Annotated in this window: 21 protein-coding genes; 3 read left to right on the forward strand and 18 right to left on the reverse strand. The window is 28.0% G+C overall.

The window, feature by feature from the left end:
* Positions 1 to 37: 37 nt before the first annotated feature.
* The 16 genes from ACH2BO_RS08885 to ACH2BO_RS08960 form a co-directional block, all read right to left on the reverse strand.
* Complete coding sequence (locus ACH2BO_RS08885) at positions 38 to 1732, reverse strand: sodium:solute symporter (protein ID WP_395044392.1); 1695 nt, start codon at positions 1730 to 1732, stop codon at positions 38 to 40.
* Between the two features lie 110 nt (positions 1733 to 1842).
* A complete protein-coding gene (locus ACH2BO_RS08890; protein ID WP_395044393.1) occupies positions 1843 to 4344 on the reverse strand; it encodes a PIG-L family deacetylase in 2502 nt (833 codons plus the stop codon).
* Between the two features lie 138 nt (positions 4345 to 4482).
* A complete protein-coding gene (locus tag ACH2BO_RS08895) occupies positions 4483 to 4944 on the reverse strand; it encodes a hypothetical protein (protein ID WP_395044394.1) in 462 nt (153 codons plus the stop codon).
* A gap of 142 nt (positions 4945 to 5086) precedes the next feature.
* Positions 5087 to 5404 (reverse strand): hypothetical protein, encoded by a 318-nt coding sequence (locus tag ACH2BO_RS08900; protein WP_395044395.1) that lies wholly within the window; start codon positions 5402 to 5404, stop codon positions 5087 to 5089.
* 116 nt (positions 5405 to 5520) lie between these two features.
* A complete protein-coding gene (locus ACH2BO_RS08905; protein WP_395044396.1) occupies positions 5521 to 5766 on the reverse strand; it encodes a hypothetical protein in 246 nt (81 codons plus the stop codon).
* A gap of 37 nt (positions 5767 to 5803) precedes the next feature.
* Positions 5804 to 6523 (reverse strand): MlaD family protein, encoded by a 720-nt coding sequence (locus tag ACH2BO_RS08910; RefSeq protein WP_395044397.1) that lies wholly within the window; start codon positions 6521 to 6523, stop codon positions 5804 to 5806.
* A gap of 1 nt (position 6524) precedes the next feature.
* Entirely contained in the window at positions 6525 to 7286 is a 762-nt protein-coding gene (locus ACH2BO_RS08915) for an ABC transporter ATP-binding protein (protein ID WP_395044398.1), read from the reverse strand.
* Positions 7286 to 8125 (reverse strand): MlaE family ABC transporter permease, encoded by an 840-nt coding sequence (locus ACH2BO_RS08920; RefSeq protein WP_395044399.1) that lies wholly within the window; start codon positions 8123 to 8125, stop codon positions 7286 to 7288. The genes ACH2BO_RS08915 and ACH2BO_RS08920 overlap by 1 nt, the downstream gene beginning before the upstream one ends.
* A gap of 111 nt (positions 8126 to 8236) precedes the next feature.
* A complete protein-coding gene (locus tag ACH2BO_RS08925) occupies positions 8237 to 8500 on the reverse strand; it encodes a YtxH domain-containing protein (RefSeq protein ID WP_395044400.1) in 264 nt (87 codons plus the stop codon).
* 66 nt (positions 8501 to 8566) lie between these two features.
* Positions 8567 to 9217: a porin family protein gene (locus ACH2BO_RS08930; RefSeq protein ID WP_395044401.1), complete on the reverse strand. Its 651-nt coding sequence runs from the start codon at positions 9215 to 9217 to the stop codon at positions 8567 to 8569.
* Positions 9218 to 9414: 197 nt separating this feature from the next.
* Positions 9415 to 10599, reverse strand: a complete 1185-nt coding sequence (locus ACH2BO_RS08935; RefSeq protein ID WP_395044402.1) for an AI-2E family transporter — start codon at positions 10597 to 10599, stop codon at positions 9415 to 9417.
* 98 nt (positions 10600 to 10697) lie between these two features.
* Positions 10698 to 11228 (reverse strand): mechanosensitive ion channel domain-containing protein, encoded by a 531-nt coding sequence (locus tag ACH2BO_RS08940; RefSeq protein WP_395044403.1) that lies wholly within the window; start codon positions 11226 to 11228, stop codon positions 10698 to 10700.
* 6 nt (positions 11229 to 11234) lie between these two features.
* The gene (locus ACH2BO_RS08945; RefSeq protein ID WP_395044404.1) at positions 11235 to 11807 is read right to left on the reverse strand and encodes a Maf-like protein; all 573 of its coding nucleotides are present in this window, start codon (positions 11805 to 11807) and stop codon (positions 11235 to 11237) included.
* Positions 11800 to 12726 carry a geranylgeranylglycerol-phosphate geranylgeranyltransferase gene (locus ACH2BO_RS08950; RefSeq protein WP_395044405.1) on the reverse strand — a complete coding sequence of 309 codons (927 nt, stop codon included), beginning with the start codon at positions 12724 to 12726 and terminating at the stop codon, positions 11800 to 11802. Before ACH2BO_RS08950 ends, ACH2BO_RS08945 begins: the two co-directional genes overlap by 8 nt.
* Positions 12727 to 12784: 58 nt before the next feature.
* Positions 12785 to 13312 (reverse strand): KdsC family phosphatase, encoded by a 528-nt coding sequence (locus ACH2BO_RS08955; RefSeq protein ID WP_395044406.1) that lies wholly within the window; start codon positions 13310 to 13312, stop codon positions 12785 to 12787.
* A complete protein-coding gene (locus ACH2BO_RS08960; RefSeq protein WP_395044407.1) occupies positions 13296 to 14057 on the reverse strand; it encodes a Rossmann-like and DUF2520 domain-containing protein in 762 nt (253 codons plus the stop codon). The genes ACH2BO_RS08955 and ACH2BO_RS08960 overlap by 17 nt, the downstream gene beginning before the upstream one ends.
* A 420-nt stretch (positions 14058 to 14477) precedes the next feature.
* Between ACH2BO_RS08960 and ccsA the strand changes: the two genes are divergently transcribed.
* A complete protein-coding gene (gene ccsA / locus ACH2BO_RS08965; protein ID WP_395044408.1) occupies positions 14478 to 17615 on the forward strand; it encodes a cytochrome c biogenesis protein CcsA in 3138 nt (1045 codons plus the stop codon).
* A gap of 70 nt (positions 17616 to 17685) precedes the next feature.
* Here ccsA and ACH2BO_RS08970 read toward each other — a convergent pair whose 3' ends face one another.
* The gene (locus ACH2BO_RS08970; RefSeq protein WP_395044409.1) at positions 17686 to 18474 is read right to left on the reverse strand and encodes an anti-sigma factor domain-containing protein; all 789 of its coding nucleotides are present in this window, start codon (positions 18472 to 18474) and stop codon (positions 17686 to 17688) included.
* Positions 18474 to 19004 (reverse strand): RNA polymerase sigma factor, encoded by a 531-nt coding sequence (locus ACH2BO_RS08975; RefSeq protein ID WP_395044410.1) that lies wholly within the window; start codon positions 19002 to 19004, stop codon positions 18474 to 18476. The genes ACH2BO_RS08970 and ACH2BO_RS08975 overlap by 1 nt, the downstream gene beginning before the upstream one ends.
* Positions 19005 to 19402: 398 nt before the next feature.
* Here ACH2BO_RS08975 and ACH2BO_RS08980 point away from each other — a divergent pair, with 398 nt between their 5' ends.
* Together ACH2BO_RS08980 and ACH2BO_RS08985 are read left to right on the forward strand one after the other, a co-directional pair.
* Positions 19403 to 20056 (forward strand): DUF4331 family protein, encoded by a 654-nt coding sequence (locus ACH2BO_RS08980; RefSeq protein WP_395044411.1) that lies wholly within the window; start codon positions 19403 to 19405, stop codon positions 20054 to 20056.
* Between the two features lie 26 nt (positions 20057 to 20082).
* Positions 20083 to 20619, forward strand: coding sequence for a DUF4331 family protein (locus tag ACH2BO_RS08985; protein ID WP_395044412.1), 537 nt, complete (start codon positions 20083 to 20085; stop codon positions 20617 to 20619).
* Positions 20620 to 20626 lie beyond the last annotated feature (7 nt).

Consider the following 20626-nt stretch of genomic DNA (forward strand, 5'->3'; position numbering starts at 1 on the left):
GTATAACCATAAATTCTTTTAGAGTTTATGGTTTTTTTTATGTGTTTATTTTCTTCTTTTGATTCAATATTATTTGTGCCATGATAGATAAAGAAACGGTAAGTAAAGCACCAATAAAATTGAGCCACAAGAAACTTACAACATCTAAAATATAGATATAAATTATTAAAGATTGACTCACTAATGCACACCAAAATATTGAAGTCGCTTTTACATATTTTATATAAAATCCTACTAAAAATATTCCTAAAACAGTACCATAAAATATTGATCCAACTATGTTTACTAACTGAATTAAGTTTTCAAATAAAGTTCCTACACAAGCAAAAAGTATTGCAATTATTCCCCAAAGTAATGTGAAATATCTTGTTGCGGTAACAAAATGTTTATCTGATTTTGGAGTTTTTAAATTTCGCCTGTAAATATCTATTGCTGTTGTTGATGCTAATGCTGTTAAACCCGATGCAGATGATGACATTGCAGCCGAAAGTATTACAGCTAGTAATAAACCAATTAAACCTTTAGGTAAATAGTTTAAAATGAAATATAAAAAAACATAATCTTTATCGTTAGTTTCTGCTTTTGCATCTGCTTTGGTGATTAATTCTTTTGCCTGATCTCGTAAATCGCGTTCTTTTCCAGAAATGGCAACTAATCTATCTCTTAAAATTGGGTTGTCAAAATTTTGATTTAAATGATCAATATATAATAAGTTGTATTCTTTTTTTTCTTCGGTTAAATCTTTTAATTGTTTTTCTAATCCATGATATTTATCAGCATAAATAGATTTTTCTATTGCTTCTTTATTTACAGGATTAAAATTAAGTGGTACATCATTAAACTGAAAAAAGACAAAAACCATAACTCCAATTAATAATATAAAAAACTGCATCGGAACTTTTAAAAATCCGTTCATTATTAATCCCATTTGACTTTCTCTATCTGATTTTCCAGATAAGTAGCGTCCAACTTGCGATTGATCAGTTCCAAAATAGGCCAAACTCAAGAAAAACCCACCTGCAATTCCACTCCAAAAAGTATATCTAACTTCGGGATTTAATGAAAAATCTACGATATTCATTTTTTCATTTGCTCCTGCAATATGCATAGCATTTGAGAATGTCATTTCGTTTGGAAGTAAATGAAGAATTAAAAAAAAAGTAATAAACATACCACTCATTATTACAAACATTTGTTGCTTTTGAGTTACGTTTACAGCTTTTGTTCCTCCAGAAAAGGTGTATATAATTACTAAAATTCCGATAATAATATTAAGCAAAGTTAAATTCCATCCTAACAGTGTTGAAAGTATTATTGATGGTGCATATATTGTTAATCCAGTTCCTAAACCTCTTTGAATCATGAACAAGATTGATGCTAAAGTTCTGGTTTTTAAATCGAAACGATTTTCAAGATATTCATATGCAGTATAAACTTTGAGTCGGTTATAAATTGGAATGAAAGTAACACAAATTACTACCATTGCAATTGGTAAGCCAAAATAGAATTGAACAAATCCCATTCCGTCATGATATGCTTGTCCTGGCGTTGAAAGAAAAGTAATTGCACTGGCTTGTGTTGCCATTATTGACAATCCAACTGTCCACCAATTGGTTTGTTTATTTCCAAGAATATAATCTTCTATGTTTTTACTTCCTTTGGTTTTATAAACACCATAAATAACTATAAAAGAAAGTGTTACGACAAGAATAATCCAATCTAATTGTTGCATATTATGAGAATATTTGCATTAGAATAAAAAAAACAATGATATAAACGGCGTTCATCACTAAAAGCCAAGTGTAATTGGTGTTCCATTTATTTTGTTTTTTAGTTTCCATATTAATTGCCAATTGAAATCATATTTGCTAATAATCTAAATGCTCCAGGAACTCCTTCTGGAAGTTCTCTAAAAAAACTTATTCCTGTATAAATATAGTGTCCTTTTCCGTAATTGGCAACTAAAATGGCACCATCTTTTGGTTTTTCGTTTTTATCATTAGAGGAAATAATTGGTGTAAAATTTGAATCCCATTCATTTGGATAATACAATCCTTGTTCTTGTTTCCATCCATTAAAATCTTCAGTAGTGATTTTGTTTGGATAAGTAAGTAAGGAATGATTTGGTGCTAAAAATCTAACTTCGGCATTTTCTTCAGTAACTCTATCTCGAGAAATTTTTATTGAAAATGGCGCAATTTCTTTAGTTACTAAATCGTCTAATGTGTTGTATTGCACAATCATAGTTTTGCCATTTTTTACAAAATCAAAAAGTATATTTTGTTTAAATCCTAAAGTTGTAACCACATTGTAAGCTCTAATTCCTGTCATGACAACATCAAAAGTTTGAAGTTTCTCGGCCGAAATTTCTTCGGGTTTCACTATTTCGACTTCATAACCCATTTGCATTAAACTTTTTGGAACTTCGTCTCCAGCACCCATAATATATGCAATTTTTTCGTTTTTGGTTTTAATATTTAGTTTAATGGCTTTAGCTTCGGTAGGTTTTAAAACCATTTGCTTGAAAATGTGCGAATAATTGATGTCAATTTTTTCTTTATCAAATAGTTCTCCGTCAACTTCAAGTATGCTTTTTAATACAATTTCAGAAGCTTCTTTTGATGGAAGTACAGAAAAAACAGCCAATTGTTCTTCACCTTTTTTAGTTATTAAAAACGGAATTGAAGTAGGCGTAACTTTCCAATTTTCTGGAACTTCTAATTTTATTTTACCAGAAACGTTGTCTTTACCAGCTTTGATTTTTATGCTTATAGATTTTTCTTTATTGTTTGGAAAAATATATACTTTTTCTTGAATTGATGAAGTTGCAACCGGAACAATATCAAGTGGTTGATAGACTTCTCCTTTTACATCGTCATTGTATTTGTAAACTATATTACGTTCAAACGAAATTTCAACACCATTTATTTCTATCCAAAATCCAACCATTGCTTGACGTAAAACATCTGGTTTTCCAATATTTAATTGATTTTCTACATTATACATTCCAACACTTCCTTTTTGTTTTAACCAGTAGGCATTGGTATATTCAAGATCTTTTGGAAGTTGAAGTGTATTATTTTCTGTAAAAGTGATATTGTTTTTTAAATCAATATTTTTTTCGTTTTTAGCAACATATACAGGTACAGCTCCAATTCCGGTTAATTTCATTGGTACTGAACTTCTATTAATTACTTCAATTTTTATTTTTAAATCACTATTTGGTGTAATTTCTTGAGTATCTGCAATGGCTTCAAGATATAAACCAGTACAAGCCGAAATTATTTTTTTTATTTCTTCAAGTTTTATAGTTTTCCAATGTTTATCGTCTAAATTTTCAATTAAACGATATGCTTTTACTAATTCTGAAACACTTGCTGATGGATTTTTGAAATCAAAATTCTTTTGAACATTAGCCAGAATTTCTCCAATTTCTTTTCCGTTTTTTACTCTATTCCAAGTGGTATCAATTCCTTCAAAAATATTGGTTTTGTCTTGCAATGGTTCACCTTTTAGAAATTCTAAATATTCGTCTTCTTCGCCACGAGTTCCAGTGCTACCAAATCCTTGAGATTGATGACGACTTCGGCTTAGTGCTGCAATTTCTTGATTGGATTTTCCGAATTGCTCATAGAAAACACCAATTTGAAGTTTACTTAAATTAGATTTATCTGCTTTTTCGAATTTTTCTTTACTTCCATAAAACCACCATGAAGTATTAAAAAAAATACGTTTTGGTTGCCAAGTTGTTGCATATTGAAGCTGATTTGAAAAAACTGTTGCATCATTACTTTTATCAAATGCTTCTAAACCCAACATTGCTGATGATGTATGATGACCATGTGTTGTTCCAGGTGAACGATGATCAAAACGGTTGATGATTACATCGGGTTTAAAATTTCTGATTGTCCAAATTACATCACTTAAAACTTGTTCTTTATTCCAAATTTCTAATGTTTCATCTGGAGTTTTAGAATATCCAAAGTCGTTGGCACGCGAAAAAAATTGTTCTCCGCCATCAATTTTTCTGGCTTCAATAAGTTCTTGGGTTCTAATAACTCCGAGTAATTCTCTTAATTCAGGGCCAATAAGATTTTGTCCGCCATCGCCACGAGTTAAAGAAAGATAACCTGTTCGAGCATTTTTTTCGTTAGATAAATAAGATATTAACCTAGTGTTTTCATCATCTGGATGTGCAGCAACATACAAAACTGAACCTAAAAAATTGAGTTTTTCTAGTTGATGATAAATTTCTACAGCATTAGGTTTTTGAGGTTGTTGTGCTAATAGTATAAATCCAGATAATAATAAAGTTAGAAATGTAAAAATCTTTTGCATTTGCATTTGTTTTTTTTCAATAGTTTCAAATGTAGTAATAATAATAAAGTGAATATTTTTTTTCTTGAATTTTGGAATTTCTTTAACAAAAAAAAGAGTAAAACTTTTTAGGTTTTACTCTTTAAATTATTCTAAATAAATATTTTAATCTTTATTTCCTTTTCCTTTATTATTGTTTTTTCTTTTACCATTATCATGACCATTTGCTTTGTTTGCTTTGTATTTTTTTTGTTTTACAACAATAGTTCTATTATTAGATTTTATTTTTTTGTATTTTACAATATGGTTTTTGTGATAAACATACGGAGAATTTCCTTTATAATCAGTAAGATATATAATATTTGCGCCACTTAAATTATAGCTTTTATATCTTGCTGGTAAAACCGTTGAGCGAATCCAAGTTCCATTATTTCTATAAATAAATCGTTCTGCTGGAACATCATAATAGGCATCAACATCTGGCAAATAATAATATTGCGTTTCAACTCTATTTGCTGGTGCCCAAACTGGTGGTTTTCCTAGATTTACATTTACTGAAACTTGAGCTTGAGAATTGGATGTTGTAATAAACAATAATCCAATTATAAATAATTTTAGTGTTTTCATAATTTAATAATTTTTAATTGTTTTATAAATCATGATAGCCAACAATTAAACCAAATTTCATATAAATTTGTTAATTGTTTGGTAATTATCATCTTATAATTAAAGGATGCTTTTAGTTTTATCAATTTTTTTTGATATTTTATTAAACTAAAAGTATTAGTAGTAGTATAACAATTATAATTGCTCCAACAGAAAAATATACTCCATTACCTGTTGATTTAAGTGTAGATTTAATATCTCGAACTTCTTTTCTTAGAGCTTTTCTATCAGATGCATTTAATTCTGATTTGTCAATGGCTTTAATTTCGTCTAATCTTAAAAGTAAGACTTTAACTTCGGCTGGAACTTCATTTGGATTTGTAGATACTGCAAGTGGATTTTTTTCTTTTGCAAATGCTTGGGTTGGTACAAATGTTAATGAAGTTATCATTATCATTGTGTAAAGTGCTAGTTTTTTCATGATTCTTAAATTTTTGGTTTAACATTATTGTTATACAAATTTGCTAAATAAAGTGGTTAAGAATATTACATGATTTAAATATTAAGTTATAATATTAGCATGTATAAATTGGATATTTATAAATGACCTGAGCCAGTTGTTTGTTTAATATAATTTAGTTGATGTTCTGCAACATAATTTCTAAACAAGTTTAAAAGTGAATTATAATATTTATCAAGATTCCTTGCATTTATTATAGGATTACTATCAATGGGCACTGTTACAGGCATTTCGTTTAAATACTTAGATAATTCAGGATAGTTTTCTTGAATTACCATAGTGATTTTCATGATTTTAGCATTAATTTCTTCTTCCGTTTCCATAATTCAATAACTTATTTATACTATATAACGTAGAATTTTACTTTTTATTTTTTGCTTTTTCAGCTTCTTTTTTCTTTTTTTCAGCTGCTTTTTTCTTTTTGTTAAAATAACCTCTTAATAAGAAATTACTTTTGGCAGCTTCCATGTTTTCATTCAATCCTTTTGAACTATTTTTAAGATTTACGAGTGTTTTGTCTAGGTTGTTTGCCATTGTTTTATCTTGAATAAGTCGACCAAGTGTTCCTTCACCGCTATTTATTTTTATTAAAATCTCATTTATTTCGTTAGTTGCTAGAGCTGCATTTCCGGCTGTAGTTTCTATACTTCTCATTATGGCATCGGTTTCAATTGGTTCAGTAGCGGTAATATTTTGTCCATTTTTCACCAATTTACTTGTTGAATTTCCTTGCGATATAACAATTATTTTATCGCCAATTATACCTTCAGAACCTATTCCAGCTTTAGAATCGGCTCGAATAAATTTTTGAACATCTTTTTTAATTATCATATCAACTTTTACAATTGAGTCGTTTAGAATTTCTATATTATCGACTGTTCCAACATTGATACCAGAAAAACGAATGGCACTTCCAACCTGTAAACCACTTACATTTTGAAATTTAGTTGATAATGTAAAAACAGGATCAAATAAGTTTTTTTGTTTTCCAATGATAAATATTGCTAACAAAAATAGAGTTAAACCTGCAATAATAAATAATCCTAATCGAATTTTAAATCCTTTATTTTCAGTTTCCATTTTAATTTTTCTTTTTAGTTTTAAAAAATGATTTGATGTAAGAATCTGTTGAACTTTCAAATTCTGATAATGAACCAACTTTGTATACATCACCATCTTTAAGCATAATAATTCTATTGGCAACCGTTCTAACACATTCAATATCGTGTGTTATTATTATTGATGATGTTTTATATTTTTTTTGAATATCGTTTATTAATTCGCTAATTTCATTGGCAGTTACTGGATCTAAACCTGTTGTTGGTTCATCATAAAGCATTATTTCTGGGTCAATAATTATTGTTCTTGCAAGACTTATTCTTTTTCTCATTCCGCCAGAAAGTTCAGATGGCATTTTATATAATACATCTTGTAATCCAACATTTTCTAGAGTTTCTTTAACTTTAGCATCAACTTCGGCATCAGTCAATTCTTTTTTAATTCTTTTCAGCGGAAATTCTAAATTTTCTTTAACAGTCATTGAATCATATAATGCTCCACTTTGAAAAAGAAAACCAATTTTTTTTCTAACTTCATTGAGTTCATTGGTTTTTAATTGCGTTACTTCACTGCCAAGAACATTTATTGTTCCGTTATCTGTTTTTAATAGTCGTGCAATGCATTTTATTAAAACCGATTTTCCTGAACCAGATTTTCCTAATACAACTAGATTTTCTTCTTTATAGAGTTCTAATGAAATATCGTTTAGAACATTTAAATTTCCGAAGCTTTTTTTTAGATTTTTGATTTCGATTACCAATTCTTGTGAAGTTGTTTTTTTCATTATAATAGTAAATCTGTTATTTGAACTGCAATTAAATCTACAAGAATTACAAGAAAGGAAGCTGTTACTACAGCTGTATTTGCAGCAATACCAACACTTTCTGTTCCTCTACCAGCATTAAAACCTTTATAGCAACCAACAAGCCCAATTACTGCACCAAAGAAAAATGATTTAATAACTGCAGGAATAAAATCTATAAAATCTACTTTTCCAAATGCTTGAGAAATGAATAAAACAAAATTTAAATCACCTTTAATATTGGCGCCAACCCAACTACCCAAAATGCCTAAAGCATCGGCATAAATACATAATATTGGAATCATTAAAGTTGCTGCAAGAACTCGTGGTACAATTAAAAATTTAATTGGATTAGCAGATGAAACTTCTAGTGCATCAATTTGTTCGGTAACTCTCATTGAACCTAGTTCTGCACCCATGCTCGAACCAATTTTTCCTGCACAAATCAATGCTGTAATAACTGGTCCCATTTCTCTAATTAAAGAAATTGCAACCATATTTGGCAATAGATTTAAAGCTCCAAATTTTACTAATATTGGTCTTGATTGAATGGTTAACACTAATCCCATTATAATTCCAGTGATAGAAATTAAAGTAAACGATTTATTGCCAATTTGAAAACATTGCTTTATAAATTCTTTAAATTCAAATTCTTTAGAAAAAGTATTTTTAAATACACGAATAATAAATAAAAAAACATTGGCTAAATCAATTAAAATTCTAGAAAATTTTGAAGTGCTTTCTATAGATTTATTACTTACTTCTATAGATTTATTTATAGCATATTTCTTAATTTTATCTATCGGAATAATTTTTTTCATGGTATAGTTTTTATCATTCTGAATATTAATTCATGGCTTTTAAAGTTTTAAAAAAAAGATGATAAGGTTCTAGTTAACTTTATTGTCAACTAAAACCTTATCATGAGTGAACTAATTTTTGTTTTTAGTATTCTCTACTAATTCATGCCCATCATGATATATTTTTAAACCATTATTTTTAGTTTTATCAAGTTTAGAATTTAGATGATTAATTGCATCATTGTATTTATTTTTTAAATCATCTAAAGCAGTTTTTCCTTTGTTAGTGATTTTTTTTCTTGTATCTGAACCTTTTTCTGGTGCAAATAGAATTCCTAAAACTGCGCCGGCAGCTAGTCCTGCTAACAATCCGACAATTACATTTCCTTGTTTCATGTTTTTTTTTATTTATTAAATTGGGTTTTAAAAATATACTAAAAACCCAATTGTATTTATTTTTAATTAGAATCTATAACCTAAAGCTAACTGAATAACTTGATTTTTATATCTTGGTGTTGTATCATTTCCGTCAGAATCTGACTTACTAATATCCCAACCAGCACGACCAGAAATAATAAATTTATCTAGATTAATATCAGCACCAACTACAAATCCGAAGATGTTTTTTTTGTAGTTTTCGCTATTAATTGCATCTTCTTGAACTGTAGAAGTAGTGCCATTAAATTCATTTTTAGTTTCTAATAAATATGAAAACTGTGGTCCAACTAAAATTGTTAATTGTTCTATTGGTTTAATTTGTAATTGCAACGGAATGTCAATAAAATTTGTAGTTCTAATAAAATTATAATCTGCTCCTAAAACTGTTCCCGAAGCTTTAAAACCTTTTTGAGAATACATAACTTCTGGCTGAAAACCTATAAATTTTCCAAATGGAATTGATATAAATGCTCCAGCTGCAACACCAACTTTGCCATCTGCAACATAATCTTGATTTTCTTCATCATAAACATTTGAAAAGTTAACACCAGCTTTTAAACCAAATTTTAATTCTTCACGAGAATCTGAAGATGGAATTGATGAATCTTGTGCAAACCCAATTGAGGCAAATAATAATGTAACTGTTAATGCAATTTTTCTTGAAACTGTTTTCATAATTTTTCTTTTTAATTATTTTTTTATTGTTTAAATATTATGTTGCAAAGTTGCGCTAGTAGTGGTTTTTTCTTGTTACATAACATTTTTATAATTTTATATCATTCACACTTTGCTATTTATTTCAATTAAAAAAGTTTCATAATTATCTTTTTTAATTGATAGTTATGAAACTTACTAATAGTGTAAACGCAATATTATTCTGAGGTTATATTCTCAGGAGATTTAACAATTTCTATTTTTATTTCAACATTATTTGGAGTTGTATCGGTTAAATTATCAAAATCATAAAGAGGCAATTTTATTTTGTGCCACTCATAGGTTTTAGGTAAATCGTCACCCATTAAATATCCCCAAGGTTTTAAAGATTCAATTCTATCAAATATTACTTTTAGAATTGCAATTATTGGTATTGCCAAAAACATTCCGGAAACTCCTGCAATTGTACCACCAATGATAATTCCAATAATAGTTACCAACGAATTTATTTCTACTTTAGAACTAACTACCATTGGAACAAGAATATTATTATCAATTAATTGAACAATTAAATTTACAATTAACACACCAAAAATCATAGATAATTCTGAAGAGCCAGAAAGTGAAACGATTATTGTTAATACTCCAGCTACAAGAATTCCTATATAGGGTATTAAATTTAATAGACCAGTTAATATTCCTAGTAAAATTGCATAAGGAACGCCAATAATTGACAATCCAATTGATGTTAAAACAGTTACAATTATCATCTCAAAAATTAATCCTAGAATATAGCTTTTTACCGCAACTTTTATTAGATTTAATATTTCAGACAGTTTTTGGTGGTATTCTGGTTTAAACAATTTATTTAAAAACATCATAAAATGTGTGCGATACAAGAGTATCAAAAAAGTATATATTGGAATAATGATCATTGTAAACAATGTATCTGTAAATGATAATAATGTACTTCCAATTATTTCTTTTCCTCTTTCTAAAGTGTCATTAGTTGCATCATTCATATATTCTTTTTGTTCTCTATTAGTGAGGTGAAAATTTTCTTTTATATATTGTTGAATACTTTGAATGTGTATCGTTAAGTTTTTTTGAATTTTATCAAAATCACTAACAATATCAGTAACTTGTAACGAAATATAGGTTAGAACTCCTGCAATTAAAGTGACAAAAATGAGTACCGAAAACATAACAGCAATTACATGTGGAAATTGTAATTTGTGTTTTAAAAACATTACAATTGGTCTAAGAATTATAGCAAAAATAAAAGCCATAATTACTGGTATTATTATTTTCTGACCAACATAAAGCAGAAACAATAATGCAATAATAGACAATAAGACAAATGTCAATTTTGCGTAAAAAGGAAGTTTAATTGTTTCATTCATAGTACTTTGGTTTAATTGGCTATGGTTAAACAAAAATACTATTGACTATTTTTTATGAGTTATATAATTCGAACTAAAATTTATATAATTTGAATTTATTAATCCATAAATTCTTTATCTTCAAAAGAATCATTTATTATAGAAATACCTTTTTGAAGCAAGAGATTATTAGGATAAGTAATTTTTTCTCCTGTTTCAGTTTTTAGGTTAATATGAAAGGCATTTATATCTTCAATTTCTCCTTGAATAGGAAAATCTTTATCATGAATTTTAATGGTATCACCAATTTTAAATGGAAAGAAAAAGAATAAAATTACACCAGATGTAATATTACTTAATATTGACCATTGTGCAAATAATGCAACTCCAACAACTGTTGTAATTGAAGAAAGTGTTAAAAATATATCATCTTTTTTTACACCCCAAATTACAATTAATGCAATAATTGCCAATATGTAAATTAGTAAGTTAATATATTTTATTACTAGATTCGCTCTATGTTCGATAATTTGGCTGGTTCTGGCAAATCGTTTTACAAGTTTAAAAACAAGAAATCTACTTGTAATAATTATTACTATTACAATTCCTGTCGCTAAAACTTCATGAGTAAAATCATTAAAAAAAGTCATCCTATTTTATTTTAAATTTTGCAAAAACTGATATACTTTTTCGGTTGGTAAGCCAACGACATTGGTATATGAACCTTCAATTTTAGAGATTCCAATTAATCCAATCCATTCTTGAATACCATAAGCTCCAGCTTTATCAAAAGGTTTATAATTGTCTAAATAATAACGAATTGAATCATCGTTTAGTTCTTTGAAAGTTACTTCTGTTATGTCAAAAATTGTTTCTGTTTTATCTTTTGTTTTAAAACATACTGAGGTTATTACTTGATGTGTTTCGTTAGACAATAATTTTAATATTTGAAAAGCATCTTTATAATCTTTGGGTTTTCCAATAGCATTTCCGTTTAGCCAAACCAGTGTGTCACTTGTAATTAATAATTCATTTTCTATAAGTTCATCATCAAATTCCTTTGCTTTTAATTCGGCTAAATAATTGGTAATTTCTTCGGCTTTTAAATCATCTGGATAAACTTCAACTATTTCTTTTAGACGAATTTCAAAATCTAAATCTAAATCTTTGAAAAATTGTTGCCTTCTTGGTGATCCTGATGCAAGTATTATTTTATAATTTTTATACATTGTGTATTATATTATAGGTAATAACTGCAATTGATAGTATTCCGAAGAAAATTATAAATTTTAATATTTTACTAATTGTTTGAAAATCATTTTTGTCTTTAGAACTCCATGCTCTAATTGCACAATATATTAGAGGTGCAATTATTGTTATCAATGCATAAATTATAGAATAATATAATTCATATTGCATTAAATTATTGTTTATATAATTTAGCAATATTAGTACAGAAATTAATAATAAGATAAAAATAATTTTACTTGTTTTATGTATTCCAATGGCAATGGGTAACGTTCTCATATTTTGACTGATATCGCCATTATAATCTTCGCAATCTTTGGTTATTTCTCTAATAAAATTAATAATAAAAGCAAAAATTGCGTAGTCTTTTAATATTGAAAAAATTAATGACATTAACTCTTGATTTCCTTCATAAGTTGCTGGATATAAATCGAAAAAACCAATAATAATTATGCTAAAACTTAATAGCAATGCAACGATTATGTTTCCAATAAGTAACAACTGTTTTAATGTTGTTGCATAAAAATAGAGTAGTGCTGCAACAAAAATAAACAATGTAATAAATTGTGGTTTCTGAATTATATTAGACAGATACATTCCAATTGCAACTCCAGAAATAGTTAAACCTGCATAAATATTATATGCAATTCCTTCAGAAATTTTAGAACCAATAATTAATTTTTTTGGTTTGTTAATTGAATCGGTTTCTACATCAAAAATATCATTTATTACATATCCACCAGCAGCAATTAAAACAGTTGCAAGTACAAGTAATATATATTGAAAGTCACTCAAGGAAAGCCAAATATTTTGTTGTTTTAAAAATCCGTATCTAAAAATTAATTGCATGAAAGCAAGTAGAAATAGGTTTTTGTATCTAATTAAATTTAAATATTTCATTTATGTTTTTACTGTAAATTTATTTTCCTAAACTGTACACTGTGCACTTAACATTATTTCAATCCAACTTTCCATTATAGTAATTATTCCATTTTTCTTGTACTTTCATAACTTGTTCAATTACATCACGCACAGCACCTTTTCCGCCATTAATGTGAGAAATATAATTTGAAATTGCTTTAATTTCTGGAGCAGCATCTTGCGGACAAGTTGGCAAACCAACTAATTTCATAACATGAAAATCTGGAATGTCATCGCCCATATACAACACGTTTTCAGGTTTTATATTGTATAATTCTGTATATTCTTTAAAAGTTTCAACTTTATCTGCAGTAGCTAAATAAATATCAGTTATTCCAAGATTTCTCAGCCGAATACGAACACCTTCATTGCTTCCGCCAGAAATTATACAAATAGAATAACCACTTTCTAGTGCTGCTTTCATTGCAAATCCATCACGAATGTGCATCTCTCTTAGCATTTCACCAGTTGGCGAAACATGAACGGTTCCATCAGTTAAAACACCATCAACATCAAAAATAAATGTTGTTATAGAATTCATGATTTCTTTATAACTTTTTGCCATTATCAATTATAGATTTGGTGAGTAGTTTGTATATTTCTTTTTGATTTTCATTAGTTAGAAAATTCAAATTAGAGTTAATTGTTTGTGTATCGTTTCTTTTTGCTGGACCAGTTTGAGCTTCGTTTGGAGAAAGATTTACTATTTTGTTGGCGGTTTCCTGAATTAAAGGTTTTAAAATTTCGAAATCAAGCTGGTTTTCAATACAAATATCGTTTCCAATTTTATATAAATGATTGGTGAAGTTGTTTACAAAAACTGCTGCAAGATGCAATGCCTTTCTTTGTTGTGATGTTATTTTATATACAATGTCAGAAATTGAATGTGCAATTAAATCTAAGGTTTTATACATCGTTTCTTGTTCTGTTTCAATACAAATTGGAATTTTTGTAAAGTCTATGTTTTTATTTTTAGAAAATGTTTGAACAGGATAAAATGAACCACGAATGTTTTTATCATCCAAATCAGAAATTGCAACGCTTCCAGAAGTGTGAAGCACTACTTTATTAGAAAAAGGAATTTGAGAAGAAACTTGTGCCACTGCGTTATCAGAAACTGCTATAAAATAAACAGGTACTTCTTTTAAATTATTATAATCCGAGGTTATTTTACTAATTGGTAACAAGTGAGAAATCGATTCTTTATTTCGAGCAAAAACCTGAACTACTTTAATTTTTTTGCTTTTTTTGAAAGCTTTTATTAAGTGTTGTGCAACGTTACCAGAACCAATTATTACTATTTCTAACATTTGGTAAAAATAGTAAAAAGGTTTTATAAGTGTGAAACCTTTTTTACAAGTAAATTTTAATTCAGTGTAATTGCAGTCAATTGATTTTCACTTCACAAAGAACTTCCTAAACCATTTATATAAAGAACAATATAATAAATGAGCGTAAATAGTTATAAACCAAGTAAAAAATTGGTATTAAAGAGCCAATAAATAGTTCATTCATAATTATTAATTTGAATAAATATTTTTTAGATAAAGAATAAATTATAATATCAAAAGTACTATTTGTTTTAAAAAAAAGCAATCAACCCAATAACCTATTTATTTTGAATCTAAACACAATATAAATAAACAATAAATATGTTAATTCTAAATTCTAAACCAAACTTAATTTGTTACTTTTGTATCACTTTTTAAAAAATTATTCCAAAATATATTATGGAAAAAATAAAATCTATTCTTTTTTCTACTCGTTTAATGGCTTTCTTGTTTTTATCTTATGCAGCTTCAATGGCTGCTGGAACATTTATAGAAAGCGAATACAATACCGACACTGCACGAATAATTATTTATAACTCATGGTGGTTTGAAGCAATTCATGTTTTCTTTCTTATTAATTTCATCGGAAACATTAGTCGTTATCAATTATTAAAAAAAGAAAAATGGGCAACACTTTTATTGCATTTATCTTTTATTTTTATTTTAATTGGAGCAGGAATAACACGTTATATTAGTTATGAAGGAATGATGCCAATAAAAGAAGGTGAATCTTCCAATCAAGTATATTCGGATAAAAATTACATTACTTTTTTTGTAGATGGTGAATATCAAGGAGAAACTAAACGTAGAACTTTTGAAAAAGCGTTGTTGTTATCTCAAGTTGCATCTAATGATTTTTCAATTAAAAGCGATTTTGCCGAAGTACCATTTGTAGTAAAATATAAAAACTTTATTATGGATGCCAAAGAAACCATCAAGCAAACACCTAATGGTAAATTGCATCTAAAAATGGTTGAATCTGGAGGTGGAGAACGACACGAACATTATTTAAAAGAAGGAGAAGTAAAAAATATTCATAATGTTTTATTTGCATTGAATGCTTATACAAAAGGAGCAATTAATATTTCTATAAAAGATGGAATTTCAACAATCGAAGCACCATTTGAAGGAAACTTTATGCGAATGGCTGATAAAATGCAAGGCAAGGTTGTTAAAGACTTGGTGCAATCATTAATGTTTCGTTCACTATATAATTTAGGCGGAGCTCAATTTGTTTTTCCAGATCAACCTATAAAAGGAGAAAAAGATTTTAAATCTAGTGGTGATTATAAAAATAAAAAAGGTGATGATGCGCTTGTAGTAACAATAAAATCTCAAGGAATAGAAAAAGACATAACTCTTGTTGGTTCTAAAGGAAAACAAGGTACACCAGAAAACATTAAAATTGGAAAACTAGATTTCACAATACTTTTTGGAAGTAAAGTATATACTTTACCTTTCAATATTAGACTAAACGATTTCATTGCTAAACGTTATCCAGGAACCGAAAAAAGATATTCTTCGTTTGAAAGTAAAGTAACGGTTCTAAATGGTAAGGAAAATTTTGACGCAAGAATTTTTATGAATAATATTTTAGATTACAAAGGATTTAGATTTTTTCAAGCAAGTTTTGATCCAGATGAAAAAGGAACCGTTTTATCTGTAAATCATGACTTTTGGGGAACATTAATAACCTATATTGGTTACTTTATTTTATTCTTTGCAATGATGTCTATTTTATTTACAAAACATTCACGTTTTGCAGATATTAAAAGAAAACTTGAAGTTGTAAAAGAAAAAAAATCAAAACTAATTACTATAATAATTTTATTTTTATCAATTACTAGTTTTGGTCAAAATCATGCTAATCACAATACAAAGCCAACAGCAAAATTTAATTATATTGATTCAATTCTAAAATATAAAGTTTCTGAAAAACATGCAGCACAGTTTGGTCGATTAGTGATTCAAGATGATGGCGGAAGAATGAAGCCAATAAATACTTTTTCGTCAGAATTGTTAAGAAAAGTAAGCAAAAATGATGTTTATAAAGATATGAATTCTGACCAAGTTTTTCTTTCAATGACTCAGTTTCCTATTGCATGGTATGAAGTACCATTGATATATGTAAAAAAAGGAAATGATAGTATTAGAAAAATTATTGGAATAAAATCAGACGAAAAATATGCATCATTAAGAGCTTTTTTTGACAAAAAAGGAAATTATAAATTATCTCGATATTTAGAAACATCCTATAAATCGCAAATTCCATCTAATTTTGAAAAAGATTTTATAGAAACAGATAAAAAAGTAAATTTACTGAATACTGCCTTGAGTGGTCAAATACTAAAAGTTTTTCCTGTTCCAAATGATAAAAATAACAAATGGGTATCTTATTTAGAAATAAATCATACTACAGGAACTTCATTAGACACAATCAAAAATGCGCTTCCTATTTATCTAGATGCTTTGATGAAATCATCTCAAGATAACAATTATACAATGTCGAACACTTTTCTTGTTGGAATGGAAAATTACCAAAAGAAAATAGGAAAAGCGGTTAGACCAAGTGATGATAAAATAGATTCGGAGATTTTATATAATAAATATGATATTTTTAAAAAGCTGTATTATTTATATATGCTTTGCGGAATTATGATGTTATTGTTTACCATCATTAATATCTTTTTCGAAAAAAAATCTATTAGATTCATTATAAATGGTTTTCATATTTTTATTGCTTTACTATTTGTTTTACACACTTTAGGATTAATTGCAAGATGGTATATTTCTGGCCACGCACCTTGGAGCGATGCTTATGAAAGTATGATATATGTAGCTTGGGCAACAATGTTTTTTACATTAGCATTTGATAGAAAATCTAAATTGACTGTTGCTTCTGGAACATTTGTGGCTTCAATGATATTAATGATTGCACACTGGAATTGGATGGATCCATCGATTGCCAATTTACAACCTGTTTTAAACTCCTATTGGTTAATGATTCACGTTGCAGTAATTGTAGCAAGTTATGGACCATTTACTCTAGGAATGATTTTAGGTTTAGTAGCATTAATTTTAATGTTATTTACAACCGAAAAGAACAAAGCCAAAATGAATTTAAACATTAAGGAAATAACATATATCAACGAAATGGCATTAACAATTGGTCTTGTTATGTTAACAATTGGAAACTTTCTTGGAGGTCAATGGGCAAATGAATCTTGGGGAAGATATTGGGGTTGGGATCCAAAAGAAACTTGGGCATTAATAAGTATTATGATTTATGCTTTTGTAATTCATGCAAGATTTGTACCAGCGTTGCGCGGAAAATGGATTTATAATTTAATGAGTGTTTTAGCATTTTATTCAATAATGATGACCTATTTTGGAGTCAATTTTTATCTAACTGGTTTACATTCTTATGCAAGCGGTGATAAAGTTGTTACACCTGTAGAATTTTATTATTCGTTAGTATTCTTATCAATTTTAGCAACATTTGCTTATATAAAAAATAAAAAAACTAGTAAAAAGTAAATTTAGATTTATATGAAAAAAAGGTTCGACAATTTGTTGAACCTTTTCATTTAAAAAATATTTTTTATAATTATACTTTTCCTAAAGTATATAATTGGTCCATTGTTGGCGAAACACTTCCACCAGCAGGTTCAAGAGTAATTCCAAAAGCATCTGCATCTCTTGTTCCGCTTACAGTAAATAGTTTTGGATCATTTGCTTTAAAGTTATCCAACAAACCAATACTTGTAGGTGTTAAAGTTGGACTTAATTTTAAAGACCAAATTTGATATACTTTTCCTTCTGGTGGATTTGGTAAACCGGTTGCATCTACATAAACGGTTGAAGTTTCTTTATTCCAATATATTTTTGCAAAGGATGTTGGCGCTACAGCTTGTCCTGCAAGAGCAACAACAGTATTTTTAGAATCTCTAATAACGTTTAATGCAGTAGCATTGTCTTTATTTTTCAATTCTAATTCTACTATTGATTTCTGAAGGTTTGATTTTTCAGTTTCAATTGAATTAATTTTTACATTAGAATTATTCAATTCATTATATTGATAACCAATTCCTAGAAGTAAAGCAATTGATGCTACCCAACCTAAATATTGTGAAATATTAGATTTAGATTTCATTTTAACAACCTTAACATGTTTCAATTGTAATTTTGCTTTAATTTTTTCGAAATTCTCTGCAGATATATTAGGAGAAAAACTACTAGTTAAATTTATTATTGCCTTTTCAATTGAAATAATTTCGTTCATTACAGCAGGACTGGTTTTTGCTAATTCTGTAATCTCTTCGGTTTCACTTTCGTTTAATATACCATAAACATAAAGCTCTAAACTTCCAGATTCTATATATTCTTTTGTATTCATTATACTTGTAAATAAATTTTTAAATCGTTAATACAATTTCTATTTTGAGTTTTAACAGTTCCAAGCGGAATTTCAAGTTCGTCTGATGCTTCTTGTTGTGTATATCCTTGAAAGAATAATAATTCAATAAGTTGAATACACTTTGGCTTCAATTTTTTTACAAAATCTTGTATTCCAATAGTATCGATTCTATTTGTTAACTTATTACTGTCATCCAACAGATGTACGAAATTATCTAAAGATAGGTTTTTTTGACTATTATTATGAGCTTTAGAACGCAGTTTATCAATAGATGTATTCCTGGCAATATTTATAATCCATGTATAAAACCTTCCTTTAGAATCGTTGTATGAATCAATGTTTTTCCAAATCTTCACAAATACTTCTTGAAGAACATCTTCGGCTTCTTCTTTGTCTTTTACTAAATTACTTATAACCGCAAACATGCTTTTTGAATACATATCATATACTAGAGTAAATGCTTTGTCGCTCTTAGTAAGTAATAATGGTATTAATTCTTCTTGAGTCATATCATTTTTTTTATTATTTACAAAGCTAATAATCTTTTAATAAAGAAGCTAAAAAATAAATTTTTATATAAAAAGAACTATATGCAAACTATATAATTTTTAACTTTTATTATGTAATAAAATTTTTAGCATCCTTGTTTAGTTTTGACTTGTGAAAATAATTTCATATTAAAAACAATTGATAACTGATTATTTGATTTGTATTTGTGTTAAGCATGGTTTGAATTTTTTGACTAAAAAACAGTTTGATATTAAAAACAATTTTGAATTTAATAAAAAATTAAAGTATTGATTATCATGAGATAACAACTATTTTAATTATTTTTTTTTAAATCTAAAAACCATAAACATTAACTCTTCGTAAATCAATTTAAATAATCTCTAAAAAATTTTGAACAATGAAAAAAACAAAAATGATTTTAGGTCTGTCGCTGATTGCGATTTCAGGTCTAGTTCTAATTGCTGCCGATCACGCAGATGCTCCAGCAATTACAGGTAATGCAAATGACATTACAGATGTATATGCCTTTCAAGGGCAAGACGCCAACAACTTGGTGTTTGCAATAAACACACAAGGTCTTTTATCTCCAACTGCAACTGGAGCTGCTTCATTTAATGAAAATGTAATGATTGAACTTAACATTGATAATAATGGCGACAATGTTGAAGATTTAGTTATTCAAGCAATTAAAAGAGGAAACAAAATGTACTTTTTTGGACCAGTTGCTCCAGAAACTCCAGGTACATCTAGTGTAGTTAAGACTAGTTCTCCTGCAGGAAGTGTTGATATTTCTCAATATGGAAGTGATCCAATAATTGCGACTACTACTAGCGGAATGAAATTTTTTGCTGGACCAAGAGACGATCCATTCTTTTTTGATTTAAATCAATTTAAATTAATTATTGCTGGAACTGCAACTGGATTTAACAATCCTGGTGTAGACACTTTTGCCGGTACTAATGTTTTAGCTACAATTATTGAAGTGCCAAAAACTATGTTAGGTACTTCTACCTCAATTAATGTTTGGGCAGAAACTAAACAAAAACAATAATAACCATAATTTAAAAAGTAAAAGATATGAAATCAAATAAATTAAGAATATTAGCATTATCAATAATTGCTACAACATCACTAATTAGTTGTAACAATGATGATGCTGCATCGACAGATTTTTCAGGAACTTTTGTTCAAAAAGATCAAATGGCGAGACCAGCAATAAATACAGTATTTATTGCATCTGGAACTCCTAAAGACGCATTTAATACTACAACTCCATCAGCAATGGGTGCAGCTTATCAATCTGTTTTTCAAGCTAGATTGATGGCTTTAAATCCAGCATATACTACCAATTTACTTGGATTAAGTGCTTCAGCTTTTACAGGAGTTCTAGCAACAGATGTATTGAACGTTGCAAAATCTGGACCAACTACTTTCTATAACGGAACGCAAGTTTTAACAGGAAGAGCTTTGGCTGATGATGTAATAGATGTTGAATTAATATTGATTTTTGGTGGACCAGATGCAACTGCAAATGCTTCATTAACTTCTGACCATGTTAATTCTAACGATAAAGCTTTTATAAGCACTTTTCCATACTTAGCTTCTGCTTGGTAGGAAATTT

This window comes from Flavobacterium sp. (genome assembly GCF_043773265.1).
Taxonomy (GTDB): Bacteria; Bacteroidota; Bacteroidia; order Flavobacteriales; family Flavobacteriaceae; genus Flavobacterium.

Coding starts and splice junctions, on each gene's coding strand:
- ACH2BO_RS08885 (WP_395044392.1), bottom strand. CDS start 1,732: ATGCAACAATTAGATTGGATTATTCTTGTCGTAACACTTTCTTTTATA.
- ccsA (WP_395044408.1), top strand. CDS start 14,478: ATGGAAAAAATAAAATCTATTCTTTTTTCTACTCGTTTAATGGCTTTC.
- ACH2BO_RS08925 (WP_395044400.1), bottom strand. CDS start 8,500: ATGAAACAAGGAAATGTAATTGTCGGATTGTTAGCAGGACTAGCTGCC.
- ACH2BO_RS08955 (WP_395044406.1), bottom strand. CDS start 13,312: ATGGCAAAAAGTTATAAAGAAATCATGAATTCTATAACAACATTTATT.
- ACH2BO_RS08900 (WP_395044395.1), bottom strand. CDS start 5,404: ATGAAAAAACTAGCACTTTACACAATGATAATGATAACTTCATTAACA.
- ACH2BO_RS08920 (WP_395044399.1), bottom strand. CDS start 8,125: ATGAAAAAAATTATTCCGATAGATAAAATTAAGAAATATGCTATAAAT.
- ACH2BO_RS08970 (WP_395044409.1), bottom strand. CDS start 18,474: ATGAATACAAAAGAATATATAGAATCTGGAAGTTTAGAGCTTTATGTT.
- ACH2BO_RS08980 (WP_395044411.1), top strand. CDS start 19,403: ATGAAAAAAACAAAAATGATTTTAGGTCTGTCGCTGATTGCGATTTCA.
- ACH2BO_RS08890 (WP_395044393.1), bottom strand. CDS start 4,344: ATGCAAATGCAAAAGATTTTTACATTTCTAACTTTATTATTATCTGGA.
- ACH2BO_RS08975 (WP_395044410.1), bottom strand. CDS start 19,004: ATGACTCAAGAAGAATTAATACCATTATTACTTACTAAGAGCGACAAA.
- ACH2BO_RS08910 (WP_395044397.1), bottom strand. CDS start 6,523: ATGGAAACTGAAAATAAAGGATTTAAAATTCGATTAGGATTATTTATT.
- ACH2BO_RS08930 (WP_395044401.1), bottom strand. CDS start 9,217: ATGAAAACAGTTTCAAGAAAAATTGCATTAACAGTTACATTATTATTT.
- ACH2BO_RS08950 (WP_395044405.1), bottom strand. CDS start 12,726: ATGAAATATTTAAATTTAATTAGATACAAAAACCTATTTCTACTTGCT.
- ACH2BO_RS08905 (WP_395044396.1), bottom strand. CDS start 5,766: ATGGAAACGGAAGAAGAAATTAATGCTAAAATCATGAAAATCACTATG.
- ACH2BO_RS08915 (WP_395044398.1), bottom strand. CDS start 7,286: ATGAAAAAAACAACTTCACAAGAATTGGTAATCGAAATCAAAAATCTA.
- ACH2BO_RS08985 (WP_395044412.1), top strand. CDS start 20,083: ATGAAATCAAATAAATTAAGAATATTAGCATTATCAATAATTGCTACA.
- ACH2BO_RS08940 (WP_395044403.1), bottom strand. CDS start 11,228: ATGACTTTTTTTAATGATTTTACTCATGAAGTTTTAGCGACAGGAATT.
- ACH2BO_RS08945 (WP_395044404.1), bottom strand. CDS start 11,807: ATGTATAAAAATTATAAAATAATACTTGCATCAGGATCACCAAGAAGG.
- ACH2BO_RS08960 (WP_395044407.1), bottom strand. CDS start 14,057: ATGTTAGAAATAGTAATAATTGGTTCTGGTAACGTTGCACAACACTTA.
- ACH2BO_RS08935 (WP_395044402.1), bottom strand. CDS start 10,599: ATGAATGAAACAATTAAACTTCCTTTTTACGCAAAATTGACATTTGTC.
- ACH2BO_RS08895 (WP_395044394.1), bottom strand. CDS start 4,944: ATGAAAACACTAAAATTATTTATAATTGGATTATTGTTTATTACAACA.